The 13,406-nt window shown below is 66.0% G+C and carries 10 protein-coding genes; 2 read left to right on the forward strand and 8 right to left on the reverse strand.

What is annotated here, in order from left to right; all coding sequences use genetic code 11:
• Positions 1 to 7: 7 nt before the first annotated feature.
• Positions 8 to 1,018: a 2-alkyl-3-oxoalkanoate reductase gene (gene oleD, locus GGR66_RS19875; protein ID WP_184450159.1), complete on the reverse strand. Its 1,011-nt coding sequence runs from the start codon at positions 1,016 to 1,018 to the stop codon at positions 8 to 10.
• 195 nt (positions 1,019 to 1,213) lie between these two features.
• On the opposite strand from oleD, the gene GGR66_RS19880 reads away from it, so the two are divergent.
• Positions 1,214 to 2,338: a serine hydrolase gene (locus tag GGR66_RS19880; RefSeq protein WP_184450161.1), complete on the forward strand. Its 1,125-nt coding sequence runs from the start codon at positions 1,214 to 1,216 to the stop codon at positions 2,336 to 2,338.
• Here the strand turns inward: GGR66_RS19880 and GGR66_RS19885 are convergent.
• On the reverse strand, positions 2,322 to 3,884 hold the full coding sequence (locus tag GGR66_RS19885; protein WP_184450163.1) for a winged helix-turn-helix transcriptional regulator: 1,563 nt from the start codon (positions 3,882 to 3,884) through the stop codon (positions 2,322 to 2,324). The genes GGR66_RS19880 and GGR66_RS19885 overlap by 17 nt on opposite strands.
• A gap of 9 nt (positions 3,885 to 3,893) precedes the next feature.
• Entirely contained in the window at positions 3,894 to 5,555 is a 1,662-nt protein-coding gene (gene oleC, locus GGR66_RS19890; protein WP_184450166.1) for an olefin beta-lactone synthetase, read from the reverse strand.
• A 145-nt stretch (positions 5,556 to 5,700) separates the two neighbouring features.
• Here oleC and GGR66_RS19895 point away from each other — a divergent pair, with 145 nt between their 5' ends.
• Positions 5,701 to 6,075 (forward strand): YkgJ family cysteine cluster protein, encoded by a 375-nt coding sequence (locus tag GGR66_RS19895; RefSeq protein ID WP_010340074.1) that lies wholly within the window; start codon positions 5,701 to 5,703, stop codon positions 6,073 to 6,075.
• A gap of 308 nt (positions 6,076 to 6,383) precedes the next feature.
• On the opposite strand, the gene GGR66_RS19900 is transcribed toward GGR66_RS19895, so the two are convergent.
• The 5 genes from GGR66_RS19900 to GGR66_RS19920 all read right to left on the reverse strand — a co-directional run bounded on the left by GGR66_RS19900 (position 6,384) and on the right by GGR66_RS19920 (position 13,298).
• Positions 6,384 to 6,863 (reverse strand): hypothetical protein, encoded by a 480-nt coding sequence (locus GGR66_RS19900; RefSeq protein ID WP_184450274.1) that lies wholly within the window; start codon positions 6,861 to 6,863, stop codon positions 6,384 to 6,386.
• Positions 6,864 to 7,113: 250 nt separating this feature from the next.
• On the reverse strand, positions 7,114 to 8,019 hold the full coding sequence (locus GGR66_RS19905; RefSeq protein ID WP_184450168.1) for an alpha/beta fold hydrolase: 906 nt from the start codon (positions 8,017 to 8,019) through the stop codon (positions 7,114 to 7,116).
• On the reverse strand, positions 8,016 to 10,517 hold the full coding sequence (locus tag GGR66_RS19910; RefSeq protein ID WP_184450170.1) for a DEAD/DEAH box helicase family protein: 2,502 nt from the start codon (positions 10,515 to 10,517) through the stop codon (positions 8,016 to 8,018). The genes GGR66_RS19905 and GGR66_RS19910 overlap by 4 nt, the downstream gene beginning before the upstream one ends.
• 1 nt (position 10,518) lies before the next feature.
• A complete protein-coding gene (locus GGR66_RS19915; RefSeq protein WP_184450172.1) occupies positions 10,519 to 12,138 on the reverse strand; it encodes a site-specific DNA-methyltransferase in 1,620 nt (539 codons plus the stop codon).
• The gene (locus tag GGR66_RS19920) at positions 12,135 to 13,298 is read right to left on the reverse strand and encodes a Fic family protein (RefSeq protein WP_184450175.1); all 1,164 of its coding nucleotides are present in this window, start codon (positions 13,296 to 13,298) and stop codon (positions 12,135 to 12,137) included. Before GGR66_RS19920 ends, GGR66_RS19915 begins: the two co-directional genes overlap by 4 nt.
• Positions 13,299 to 13,406: the final 108 nt, after the last annotated feature.

Genomic DNA, 13,406 nt, shown 5'->3' on the forward strand with positions numbered 1-13,406 from the left:
GCGGTCGTCAGCGGGTGACGGACGTGTCGTTGCGCCATGAGGACGCCAGCCGCTGCAGGCCCTGCTCGATCGACACCTGCGGCACGTAACCGAAGTCGCGTCGGGCCGGTTCCATGCTGTACCAGTGCGGCGTGCACAGCTGCTCGGCCAGGAACCGCGTCAGCGGCGGCTCGCCGCGCAGGCGCAGCAACGGCCACAGGGTTTCGCAGGTGGCGCCGATGCGGTAGGCGGCCTTGAACGAGAGCGTCTTGGTCACGACCGGCGCGCCGACCGCGGCGAGCAGCTTGTTGAGCAGCTCGCGCATCGGCAACGGCTCGCCGTTGGAAATGAAGTAGGCCTTGCCGGCACAGGGCGCGCCTACCGCCAGGTGCTCGAAGGCGTCGAAATGCGCCTGCGCGGCATTGTCGATGTAGGTGGAATCGACCTTGTTGTCGCCGCCACCGACCAGGCGCACACGCCCGGCCTGCGCCCGCGCCACCAGCTTGGGCAGGATCTGATTGTCGCCCGGCCCCCAGATCAGCCGCGGGCGCAGCGCCACCACGGCCAAGCGCGCGTCGTTGGCGGCCAGCACCATGCGTTCGGCGATCGCCTTGGTCGCCGCGTACGGCGCCTGGAAATTCTCGCCGTAGGGCACCTGGTCCGCGCCCAGGCCCTCGACCGGATGGGTGGCGCGGTGGGTCACGCTCGGCGTGGAGGTGTAGACCAGGCGCGACACGCCATGCATGCGGCAGGCAGCCAGCACGTTCTCGGTGCCGACCACGTTGGGCTGGTAGTAACTGTCGTAGCTGCCCCAGGCGCCGGCCTTGGCGGCGTTGTGGAACACCGCATCGGCGCCGGCCAGCGCATGTTGCAGCGCCTGCGCGTCGACCAGGTCGCCCCGCACCTGGGCCACACCCAACGCCTGCAGTTCCGGATAGTGGCCGCGGTTGTAACTGACCACCTCGTGCCCCCGCGCGACCAGCCCGCGGCACAGCGCCTGGCCCAGGAATCCACCACCGCCCGTCACCACAATCTTCATCGCGTCGCACCGATCGAACCAGGGCGCACACGATAGCCGGGGCCGCCGGTGAAGGCGATCCGCGATGACGACGCCGGCGACACAAGCCGTGCAAGCCCTTGATCCGACTGACCTTCAGAATTCTTCAGTCTGGCATCAGGCACTTCAGCGATGCCATGGGCGTAAGTGCACCGGCCTTTCCACCGGAGTTCCGCCATGTCACGCCTGCCACTGCTGCTGTGCGCCATCTTCTCCCTCATCGTTCCGTTTGCTTGCGCCGCCGCACCAGCGGCCGCGACCGCACCGCCGGCGCAGGACGACGGCTGGCCGGTCGCCGACGCCGCCGCCAGCGGCTGGAAGCTGGACCGGCTTGCCGCCATGGAACGCGCCATCGCCGATGGCGCGGCGCCGGACACCACCAGCGTGCTGATCGTGCGCGACGGCGCCTTGGTCTACGAGCACTACTTCGGTGGGGCCGACCGGCAGACCTTGCACGACACCCGCTCGGCGACCAAGAGCGTGACCGCGCTGCTGGTCGGCGCGGCGATCGCGCGCGGCCGTCTGCCTGGCGTGCAGACCCACGTCTACGACTTCTTCGGCGACCGCCAGTGGCAGCACGATGCGCCGCGCAAGCGCGCGATCACCGTCGAAGACCTGCTGACGATGAGTTCGCAATGGGAGTGCGACGACGACAACGCCTTCTCCAGCGGCCACGAGGAACGCATGTACGTCAGTGCCGACTGGACGCAGTTCGCACTGGACCTGCCGCTCAAGGGCTATGCACCGTGGATGCGCCGCCCCGAGGAGAGTCCATATGGACGCGCCTTCTCTTACTGTACCGCCGGCAGCTTCCTGCTCGGCGCGCTGCTCGAGAGGGCCACCGGGCAGCGCCTGGAGGACTTCGCCGCGCAGGTCCTGGAGCGGCCGCTGGGTATCGTCGGTGCGCACTGGCTGCACGCCGCCGAGGGCGTGGGCATGGGCGGTGGCGGCACCCGCTACCGCAGCCGCGACCTGGCCAAGTTCGGCCAGTTGGTGCTTGACGACGGCCGCTGGCACGGCACGCAAGTGCTGCCGGCCGCATGGATCCGGGCGATGACCCAAGTGCATGCGCAGGCCCGCGACGATGCCGACTACGGCTACCTGTTGTGGCGCTTCCGCTTCCAGGCCCACGGCGTCGAACGCGGGGTCTGGGCGATGTCGGGCAACGGCGGCAACTATGTGTTCGTGCTGTCGGAGGAACGCCTGGTGGTGGTGATCAGCCGGCGTGCCTACAACCGCCCGCAGATGCACCCGCAATCGCAGGCGCTGCTCGCCGACTACGTGCTTACGGCATTGCCGTAGGCACCAGTCCGGCACGCTGCGCCTGTACCCGTTGCGCGGCGACATCGGCCTCGTTGCGCGCCAGCAACGCCGCGAAACCCGGCTCTGCGCGCAGCGGTGCCAGCAGCGGCGACACCCGCAGGTAGGCACCGTCGCGATAGCCCGCGGCCTGGGCCCGACGCAGCGCGTCCAGCGCCGCCGGCCGGTCGCCGGTCAACTGTAGCAGCAGCGCCGCATCCAGCGCATCCAGCGGGTCGGTGCCGCGCGCCACGGCGTCCAGCAAGGTCTGCGCCCGCGCGCGCAGCTGCGGCGCCGGGAGCGGCGGTTGCGCCTGCAGCGTCCAGGCCACGGCCTGGGCAAAACTGCCTTGCGGGCGCAGACGCATGGCCTGCAGGCTCGCCTGGCGTGCCCGCGCGGGGTCGCCACGCGCCAGCGCCACCTCCGCCTGCAGCAGGAACAGTCCGGCGGAGTCGGTGCCACGCCCCAGCGCCTGATCCAGCGTAGCCTGCGCATCGGCCGTGCGGCCATGCACGAACAGGAAGCGCGGCCACGCCAGATTGGAATACGCGCTGTCGGGATAGAGCTGGAAACTGTCGCGGTAGCGCGCTTCGGCGGCGCTGACGTAGCCCAGCAGGTCGAGGTTGCTGGCGATCTGCAGCGGCAGGAAGCGCACCCGCGCCGGATCGCGCACCTGCAGGTTGGCCGCAAGCGCTTGCGCCAGGCGGCCCTGGCGTTCGTACAGATAGGCCGCCGAGCCACGCACGGCATCGGCCTGCGGGTCCAGTTGCAACGCGCGCTCATAGGCGGCCAGCGCCGCGGCGTTGTCGCCGCGGCAATCGTACGCATAGCCGAGCGCGGCATGCGCGGCGGCCAGACGCGGATGCGCCGCGAGTACCTGCGTCGCCAACCGCTGCGCGCGCAATGCGACCTGCTGGTCGCCGTCGTATTGGCAGACGCGCGCACTGTAGGCGCGGCTCAGGCCAATCAGAGCTGCCGCCTCGTCCGGTGCCTGCTGCAGGCGCTGCTGGTACAGCGCGATCGCACGCGTGTTGTTGTCGCGCTGGCCGATGCCGGCGTAGTACTCGGCGCGCTGCAACAACGGCGACGCGGCCGGCGTTGGCACGGCTGCCTGCCAGCGCGATACGACCAATGCCGAGGCGATCGCCACCGCACCGGCCGCGATCGTCCAGACGCCACGCCTGCGCCACATCGGCCGCGGCGCAGGTGCGGCGCCGGCAGGAACCGGATCGGCGTCGGGCTGTACCGGAAGGCACAGCTGATACCCCTGGCCGCGCACCGAGCGCAGATAGCGCGGTTGCCGCGAGGCATCGCCCAGCGCCTGGCGCAGCAGGCGCACGCGCTGGGTGACGGTCTCCTCGTTGACCAGCGCCGGCGCCCACACCTGCGCGATAAGTTCATCGAACCCCACCACGCGCTGACCCTGCTGCAGCAGGTAATGCAGCAGGCGAAAACTCAGCCCGCCCACCTCCAGGACTTCACCATCGCGCTCGACCCGCTGCCGCGCCGCGTCGATGCGCAGATCGCCCAGCCGGTAGCGCTCGGCCATCGTCGCGCCTCAGCGCACCTGTTCCGCGGCCCACAGCGCCAGCTTCTCGCGCCCGATCTTGGCGTTGTGGCGGATGTCCACCGGAAAGCCCGGGTGGCTCAGGAAGTCGACGATGCCGGCCGTGTGCGCATGCGCGGCAGCGGTGTCGCGTAGTTGCTGGAGCAGATCGTCCAGTTCCAGTTGGCTCGCCATCCAGGCGTTGTCGCCCAACTCGTAGCACAGCACCGGGCGCTGTCGCCCCGGCTCGCCGATGCCGACCAGGGCGGTGCGGCCGATGCCCGGCAGTGCATTGAAGATCGGCTCCACCTGTTCGGTGTACAACGGCCCCTGCGCGGTCTCCACGCGCTGGGTCTTGCGCCCGCAGAACCACAGCCGGCCCTGCGCGTCGAAATAGCCGACGTCGCCCATGCGGTGCACGATGCGTTCGCTGCCATCGTCCAGGCGCTCGCGGATCTTGGCCAGCCGCGTGCCCGCGTCGCGGTTGAAATAGGTGTCGGTGGCAGTCGGGCCGGCCACGGTGATCTCGCCGACCGTGCCCGCCGGCACTTCGCGCACGTCGCTCCACTCGGGAATGGCGGCATCGTCGATGGCGATGATGCGCACCTCGTTGGGCGGCACCACGGTACCGACGCAGGTGCCGGCGCCGCTCTCGGTGGCCGCGCGCGTGTCCTGCAGCGCGCGGCCCTCGATCACCGCCACCGGCAGACACTCGGTGGCGCCGTAGGGCGTCCAGAACTTGCCATCCTCCGGCAGCAGACTGCGGATCCGCGCCACCACGTCCGGCGGCACCGGCGCGCCGGCCGAGGTGGCGCAGCGCACGTTGGTCAAGGGCTTGCCGTAGTCGGCCAGCACCCGCATCAGTGCCGGCGAGCCAAACAGCTGGGTCACGCCGAAACGCTGCATCGCATCGTGCAGCTTGCGCGGATCGACCTTGGCCGGACGCGTCGGGTCCATGTCCGGGATCACCGAGGTCAGCCCCAGCGCCGGGTCGAACAGCGCGAACGGCGGGAAGGTCGGCAGGTCGATGCCGCCGGGCTGCATGTCGAAGGCATTGCGCATCAACTCGATCTGGCCGACGAAATGGCGGTGCCGGTAGACCACGCCCTTGGGCACGCCGGTGGAGCCGCTGGTGAACAGGATCGCGGCGACGTCGTCCGCGGCCGTGTCGGCCAACTGGCTGCCGGCGCCCTGGCCGGCGCGCTCGATCCGCGCCAGCGTGGTGCCGCCCCAGGCCCAGCGCCGGCCGACGGTGACGATCCGTTTCGCCGAGCGCGCCCAGCCGAGCAGGCGCCGCGCCAGCTGCGCCAGTGGAATGCCGATGAAGGCCTCCGGCTGCGCCTCGTCCAGGCATTGCTTGAGCGCGCGCCGGTCGATGCCCGGATCGACCAGCACCGGCACCGCGCCGGCCTTGAACAGCGCGAACATCAGCAGGAAGAACTCCGGCGACGGCCGCACCATCACCACCGTGCGGGTGCCACGGCCGATGCCGTAGGCGCCCAGGCCAGCGGCGATGGCATCGCTGCGCGCGTCCAATTGCGCATAGCTCAGGGTCACGTCGTAAGCGGCCATGCCACCGGGGCCGGGTCGGCCGGGGCAGCGCATGGCGATCTGGTCCGGGCGCTCGCGCGCCAGCCGCGGCAGCGTGGCCGCGATGTTGCAGGTCGTGGTCATGCGCCGATTATCGCCGATGCGCCGGGCCGCAGCGGACAGCCCGCCCGCGGCGGCCGCGGCTGAATGCCGCAGTGCTTGCAGCGCGCCCCGGTTCGGTCAGAATGCCGCGCCCCCCACGCTGTTCGCCGCGCAAGGCCCGGCCGCCATGTCCCATCCCTGCCTCACCTGCGGCGCCTGCTGCGCCTACTTCCGCGTCAGTTTCCACTGGAGCGAAGCCGATCCCGCGCTGGGCGGCAGGGTCCCGTTCGAGCTGACCGAGCCGCTGCGTACCCACGAGCGGGTGATGCGCGGCACCTCGCAGGCGCAGCCGCGCTGCATCGCCCTGGACGCGGACATCGGCCGCTACAGCCGCTGCAGCATCCACGAGCGGCGGCCGTCGGTGTGCGCGGCGGTGCCGGCCTCGCTGGAGTTCGGCGAACGCAGCGCGCAATGCGACAAATCGCGGCTGGCGCACGGCCTGCCGCTGCTGACCGCTGCCGACTGGGACGGCGTGGTCGAACGCAATCTGCCGGACGCCTGAGCGACGGCGCCGCAAGCACGGCAGGGATGCCGTGGGAGTGGCTTCAGCCGCGACCGGGCGTGAGCCGCAACGCCAGTCGCAGCTGATCCCACAAAACGGGACGACAGCCGCTCCCACAGGTGCGGCACTCGCCTTGTCGGAGGACTGCACTGTGGGAGGGACTTCAGTCCCGACGACGGCGGGTGTCAGTCGGCCTTCGCTCCTCGCGACTGCATGACAGTTGACTCCTACGGAAACCCGTACAAACGCCCAGCCTGCCGGCATCCGGCGAACGGCGTGGCGCACGTGCGCCCACACGCCGCACCGGCTCAGCGATGCTTCCAGGCGGTCGGCACCGGATTGGTCACGGTGTTCTTTTCCAGGGTGTAGGTGCCGTTCTGCTGGGCGATGGCCTCGCCGGTGTCGACGATCGCGTTCTGGATGAAGACGTTCTTGTCCTCGCCGCGGATGAAGGTCAACTGGTGGAAGGCGGTCTTGTTGCCCCAATCTTCGGACGGTAACGAGATGAAACGGACCGTATAGGTCTGGTCGTCGAAGCTGCCCTGCAGCACGTACACGCCGTAGTGGTTCTCGCCCTGCGAAATGATCTTGTACATGCCGTTGCTGTAGTAGTAGATCTCCGCATCGGGGAACGGCTTCTTGTCGTACAGCTTGCGGTAGTGCAGCACCTGCTTCCAGGTGGGCTGGCCGAATCCCACCGTCAGCGTGTTGCCGTCTGCGGACGTGGTCAGGTCTTCCGCCTGCGCGCCAGGCACGCTCATCGCCATCAGCAGCATCGCCATCGTCATCGCTTTCACTCTCGTCTCCGGTTGGATTGCGTGCAGCGTTCGCTTCGCCGCGCCGCGCACATCGGCGGCGACTGTACACAGCCCCAAATGTTGCAGCACGGCAATCGGTAGCAGTTTGCGTGCGCCGGTGTAGACGATCCGCGGCGCAGCGGCGACGCCGTCTCGCGCCACTTCGCCGCAATGCCCTCCCTCGTAGCTGCGCATCGATGCGGCGCACCACTGCACGCCGGCATCATGCCGGCGAGTGCGCTCAGGACAGCGGATGCGCGTCCAGGAAGCGGCGGATTGCCGGCACCAGCACCTCGTGCTTGTCTTCCAGCACGTAGTGGTTGGCATCCTCGAACGCCATCACCTCGGCCTGCGGCAGCGCGCGGCGGAAGCCCTCCAGGAAATGATGGTCGAAGCAGATGTCGCGCAGGCCCCAGCCGATGAAGGCGGGACGATCGGCGAACGATGGCAGCGCCTGCTCGGCCCGCGCCAGCAACGACCACGCCTTGTCCGCCGGCGACAGCGGAATGTCCTGCATGAAGCGGATGGTGGAAATGCGGTTGGCCCAGCTGTCGTACGGCGCCACGTAGGCGCGACGCACGTCGGCGGGCATGCGCCGCGACACGCCCAGCCACGACGCGCCCGAGGAGAACGCATTGAAGGTGCGGATGAACCACTCGCCCAGGCGCCAGTGCCGGCCCATTGCGATCTGCCATGGCATCGGCTTGGCCGCCGGCAGCGGAAACGCCGCCGTGTTGGTGATGACCAGGCGCCGCACCTGCGCATGGTGCGACAGCGCCCAGCCGAAGCCGATCATGCCGCCCCAGTCGTGCACCGCCAGCGTCACCGGCCCGTCGATGCGCAGATGCCGCAACAACGCGTCGAGGTCGTCCACGCGCGATTGCAGGGTGTAGTCGTAGCCCGGCTGCGCGCCCGGCGCATCGTCCGGCTTGTCCGACAGGCCCATGCCGATGTGGTCGGGCACGATGCAGCGGTAGCGGTCCGACAACCCGCTCACCAAGGTGCGCCACAGATAGCTCCACGACGGATTGCCGTGCAGCATCAGCACCACCTCGCCGTCGCGCGGGCCCTCGTCGAGATAGGACATATGCAGCCCCGGGCGGACCTGGAAGCGCTGCGGGGTGAAGGGGTAGCCGGGGTAGTTCATGGAAACCGCATCCGATCCAGATCGAAGTAACCCGCGCTCTCCAGGCGGCCGCCCAGTTCCTGCAGGTAAAAGAAGTCGCGCTCCCCGCGTTTGCGCCCGACCATGAACACTGGGCCATAGTCCCGATGTTTGGCCAGGCTTTTGTCCACTTCCGTCGGAACCCCCCAAGATTGCTCGCCTTTTACTTCCAACAAGGCGATTCCCGACGCTGCACGCTGCGCCATGCAAACCACAAAATCGGGATAGAAGCCGGCCCCTTCATCCCAGCGATACAGGCCGACGCCGGATTTGGGGAGATTGCGATGCCACCATCTCACTTTGTCGCTGCTGTCCAGCCGCTCTGCGATGGCTAGTTCGTCCTGATTGAGGCCAATCGGAAAAACGCCATAGAGTGCGCGATCGGCACGACGCAGCGGTTGGGCGCTGACCAGCTCGGCGGGCAACAATACATCCACATCCACGACCTGGTTCATGCGCAAGCGCTTGAAGGCATCGCGCAACAGCCCCGGACGCCGTACCAACAAAAGATCCAATTGCCGCATCTGCAGCTCTTCTTCGTCGGGGACCTCGGCGCCAGATGCTTCGATGGCGCGAACGAATCTGTCCAGCAATCGGGCATACAGTTCCCGATCGTTGGCGTCCACCAGGCGCAGGCGGATCTGCTCCGCCTTGTCGGCAACCGCTTCGGGCGACAGCGTGGCCCACAGGTCGATGCCATCGTCGGCCACCCTATCTCCCGCGAACAAGTCGGTGTCGCGACGTTGCACCTGCACACGCCCGCGCAGGCGGTCGGCCAGCACCTCCGGCGAGAAATCGACGTACGCAGCCAGTTGGGCCTCGAAATCCACCGCGACCGGGGGCAACTGTTCCCCGCGCAAGCGATCCGGCGCGTCAGCACGACGCGGATATCGATACATGCTGTCCTGGGCAAGGACAAACGCGTCTGCCACCGATGTGGCGCGTGCGGGCCAGGCCCCTTCGCCGCCGAACATCTCCAGCGCCGCCTGGGCAGCCTCCGTCATTCCCGCAAACGCAGTCCCGGCCAGCATGCCAACCACCTCGCCTGCGGTTGCAGCCTGATCGACCGCTACAGTTACCTCGTCCTCCTGCAACATCTGCACGCCGGCGCTGGACACCAGCAAACTCAACGGCTCTCCACTGCGCACAACTTGCAATGCCACGCCATCGCCAATCATGGTGAGCACCGTCTGCGTCCCCAATTCGGGAGCCTGCGTGGTAAACGTGTTGATCTGCTCGCCCGCCTGCAGCAGACCTTCCTGCGACTCGGAGTTGGCGAGGAACACATAGCCGTGATCCAGCAACGGCGGCAAGTCCGCACGATCCTGCAACAGCATATGTCGACGTACAATGCGACCGATCACCTGCACACCGAAAGCCACGTCGCGTGCGCCGCGTAGCGCTGCCAGGGTGAATGCACGGGGCGCATCGAAGCCCAAGGCCACCGCCATCTTGAAGATCAGCACCTCTACGGTCGGATCCTGCGCCAACGACAGCAGGTCGGGATCGGGTTCGTCGGCCGTATGGACGCGCACGGCTGTCGCGTCGAACCCCAATTGCCCGATCAGATACGCCCGCGCCGCCTCCTGCGCTGCCTTGCCGTCGGGCACTTGCACCAGCATCAACGGCGTCAGCGCCACACCGGCCTCGGCCAGACTGGCGCGGATGGCCCGATGGGTCTGCGCGCATTCGCGCAGGGCGAGATGTTCGAAATCCACCAATTGCGCGGTATCGCCGTCGCGAGCGATGAAACGCACCATGCGCACGCCACGCTTGAGCAGGCCGGCGTCGACCGCATCAGCGCGGCTGACCGAGGCCCAATCCGCCGACTCGCCGACGAAATACCCGGTAGCCCGCGCGAAGGCGGCCATGTCGGCATCGCGCGGCGTGGCGGTCATCAACAGGGCGTAATCGGGCTTGAGCACATCGCAGAAGAACGCCCGCGCCTGCGCCGCGCGTTGAAACCCGTGGTGCGCCTCGTCCACCACGCAGCCGATGCGCAACCCCGACTCGCGCGCAAGCGCAATCACTTGGTCGACCGACAGGCCGTCGTCACCGCGCTGACGAGCTCGACGGCTCTCGGCATTGCGGGCCGCCAGCGAGGCCCAGGTGACCACAAACACTCCGCCGCCGCGCACCAGGTCCAAACGCCGATCCGCTTCAAGATCGAACAGCGCCAACTCCGGCGCCTCGTTCGCCAAGACCTTGCGCGACTGGTCCACCAAGCCGGTGAATGGGGCGAACCAGAACCACAGAACCTTCTCCCCAGCCGAGACGCGACGCAGTACCTCGATGGCCATGCGGGTCTTGCCGACGCCCGTCGGCGCCTGCAGCACAACGACCGCATCCTTGCGCCGCGCTTCGTCGATGCGTTCCGGTGCGGCCGCGGCGATCTGTCGGTACAGCGCGCGCACCTGACCGAACTGGGCGACGATGCCGTCGCAGAGAACACGCTGGAAGTCTTTCAGGGGCATAGGCATGTCAACGTCCGAAGCGTTCGCGCAGGTGTTGCGGGAGAGGAAGCAGCGCCAGCTCTGCCGCGGCGTCGACCAGCAGGCCGGCCAGCCGCTGCGGCGACCAGGTATACACGTGGGGCGCAGCGGCGGAACACGCCTGCAGCCAATCGCGTAAGCGCTGCACGGGGCCTGGGTGGAAGTCCGCCAGATAGGCCAATTCGCCGTCACCGGCAAAACCGTCGTCCGGCCATGGCGACAGCGGCAGACCGTGCAGCAGCTGCAATGCGCTCCAGACCTCGGCATGGTCCAGTTTCAGCGCCATGCGGTGCTTGGGGACGCGTCTGGCGCGCAGGTATGCGAACCCACCGCCCAAGCCAGCCAGCTCCTGTCCTTTAGCGTTGGTGTAACCGCCAAGCACTCGACGCACCCGCTGCGCGCAGACGTCCCGGCACAGATTCTTGTCCGGCGCGTCTTCCGTGGCCTCGGTGCTGCTGACCAGAATGAACTTGCGCCGGCCACCGTCTTCGGCGTTGAGCTTGGCGACGGCATGGGCTGTCGTGCCAGAGCCGGCAAAGAAGTCCAGAACGGTGTCACCGGGCTTGGTAGCAATGCGTAGGACGCGTTCAATCAAACGTGTCGGCTTTGGGGTATCGAAGGCCATCTGCGTCCCAAAGATTGACTGAATTTCCTTACGTGCCTCATCGGTATGCCCAACTTCTTCGTGTGGCCACCATGTCCAAGGCACGACGCCATCCACCTCCGACAAGTATCGAACCACACTGGGCTGAGCATCTCCATTTTTTCCAAAATATATTCTATTTTGATTTTTTAAGCGAATAAACTCCGACTCAATCATCGACCAGCAGCGCCCCTCTGGGGGCAAATGAACAGAACCATCCGGCCCTTCGATCTCATACATTTGGTTCGGACGAAAACCTTGCGCCGTCATCGGAATAGTGCGCCATCTACCTTTTTCATCATTATTGGTGTTCTTGTATATTTTAGCTTGTGCTTCAGTGAGAGGAATCAAATTCCTTGAGGACTTGAAAGAATCTGAATCAGGCGCATACACCAGCAAATATTCATGCGCATCACCAATCGCGCCCCGATTCTCCCTCGAATAGCGCTTTTGCCAAACACAGGTGGCAACGTGACCATTTACTCCAAAAATCCGATCCATCAACATCCCCAACCGGAACAACTCATTGTCGTCGATGCTGACGAAGATCACGCCATCGTCGGCCAGCAGTTCCTTGGCCAGTTGCAACCTCCGATACATGAACTCCAACCACAGCGAATGGCGGAATCGATGGGTCTTGTCGACGAAGCGATCGTTGTAGACGAAATCCTTATTGCCGGTGTTGTACGGCGGATCGATGTAGATGCAACGGATCATGCCCTTATGGGTCATGCGCAGCGCACGCAAGGCGTCATAATTGTCGCCCTCGATGATCATGTTGTGCCACGGCGCAACGCCATGACTGAGGCCGACGTCCAGCGACAGCGCCACGAAATCTTCATTGAGCGCTTGGTCGACCTCTATCTCGTCGCGCTCCCATACCAGCCCTAACTGCCGCTCGGCATCACGCCGCTGCAGCAGACCAATCAGGGTCTGACGGTCGAGTTGGTCGTACTTGCTGGTCATATGCTCGATTCCACGTTCCCCTCGGGCCTGCGGTAAGCAGGTAGTTTATTGTTGTCGCTGGACAGCAAACGGAGGAACGTTGGATGCAGGAACAGCTTTTCCTTACCCATCCGCTGCTCCTGCAGTACACCGATGTCCACCAACTCTTTTAAATGGCGGGCCCCAGTCTGTCGGGTCACACCCACCAAATCCACGACATTCTGGATACGGCAATAGGGCTGGTTGAAGATCACATCTATCAGTTCCCGGCTATAGGCTTTAGGCGCTTGGTCGCGGATATAATCGCGGGCCTGCGTCTCCAACCCTCGGATCGCCTGGATCTTGGCCGTGGTCCATGCAGCCGTCTCGGCCACAGCGCTGAGCATGTACTGGATCCATTCGGCCCAGTGGCCATGTCGGGTCACGTCAAGTAACAGACGATAGTAGTCGTCGCGGTGGCGGATGATGTAACGCGATAGATACAGCACCGGCAGGTCGAGCAACCCCTGTTCGACGAGCATCAGCAGGTTCAGCACACGCCCAGTGCGACCGTTTCCGTCGGTGAATGGGTGGATGGCTTCGAACTGATAATGCGCCACTGCCATGCGAATCAGCGGGTCGACGTCAGTGTGTTCATGGATGAAGCGTTCCCAGTTGGCCAGCTTGTCGCGCAGCAGTGTTTCGCCCACGGGCGGGGTGTAGACAATCTGCTGGGTCTGATCGTTCGCAAGCGCCGTACCGTGGATGCGGCGGATCTGCATCTGCACCGCCTTGATGCGGCTGCAAACGAGGATCGCGGTATCCGTGCAGAGAGGACGCTGCTGCAGTGACTGGAAACCTTCGTAAAGCGCGGTGCGGTAACGCAATGCTTCCTTGGTGGCGGGCTTCTGTGCCTTTGCCTGATCATCGGCGTAGCGGAACAGGTCGTCCGTCGTGGTGACGATGTTCTCGATCTCCGAACTAGCCTGAGCCTCAAGGATCGGAATCGTGTTGATCAATACCGTGGGATTGGGCAGCAGGGCAGTGGCCTGTTTCAACTCGGCCAGTGCGGTACGCGCATTGATGCAGGCCTTGAGCAGACTCCGTGTTTCAATGTCGCCCGCCGGCGGAAGCAACGGGAGATCATTGAACGGAAACTCCGCCTTGAACCTGGACACGTCTTCCATGGCTGCGTCGATCATGTTCGGGAAACGAACATGATGCTATGACGCGTACTAAAAATCCATTTTTTTTAACATATCAATCTGGAGCAGGGCCACTTTGCTTGAGCGTCAAGGCGTTGCATTCCG

Origin of the sequence: Xanthomonas sp. 3498 (assembly GCF_014199795.1) — a bacterium.
Taxonomy (GTDB): domain Bacteria; phylum Pseudomonadota; class Gammaproteobacteria; order Xanthomonadales; family Xanthomonadaceae; genus Xanthomonas_A; species Xanthomonas_A rydalmerensis.

Excerpts from the sequence above, each read along its gene's own strand:
- oleD (WP_184450159.1), bottom strand. The coding sequence starts at position 1,018 with ATGAAGATTGTGGTGACGGGCGGTGGTGGATTCCTGGGCCAGGCGCTG.
- GGR66_RS19880 (WP_184450161.1), top strand. The coding sequence starts at position 1,214 with ATGTCACGCCTGCCACTGCTGCTGTGCGCCATCTTCTCCCTCATCGTT.
- GGR66_RS19885 (WP_184450163.1), bottom strand. The coding sequence starts at position 3,884 with ATGGCCGAGCGCTACCGGCTGGGCGATCTGCGCATCGACGCGGCGCGG.
- oleC (WP_184450166.1), bottom strand. The coding sequence starts at position 5,555 with ATGACCACGACCTGCAACATCGCGGCCACGCTGCCGCGGCTGGCGCGC.
- GGR66_RS19895 (WP_010340074.1), top strand. The coding sequence starts at position 5,701 with ATGTCCCATCCCTGCCTCACCTGCGGCGCCTGCTGCGCCTACTTCCGC.
- GGR66_RS19900 (WP_184450274.1), bottom strand. The coding sequence starts at position 6,863 with ATGACGATGGCGATGCTGCTGATGGCGATGAGCGTGCCTGGCGCGCAG.
- GGR66_RS19905 (WP_184450168.1), bottom strand. The coding sequence starts at position 8,019 with ATGAACTACCCCGGCTACCCCTTCACCCCGCAGCGCTTCCAGGTCCGC.
- GGR66_RS19910 (WP_184450170.1), bottom strand. The coding sequence starts at position 10,517 with ATGCCTATGCCCCTGAAAGACTTCCAGCGTGTTCTCTGCGACGGCATC.
- GGR66_RS19915 (WP_184450172.1), bottom strand. The coding sequence starts at position 12,138 with ATGACCAGCAAGTACGACCAACTCGACCGTCAGACCCTGATTGGTCTG.
- GGR66_RS19920 (WP_184450175.1), bottom strand. The coding sequence starts at position 13,298 with ATGATCGACGCAGCCATGGAAGACGTGTCCAGGTTCAAGGCGGAGTTT.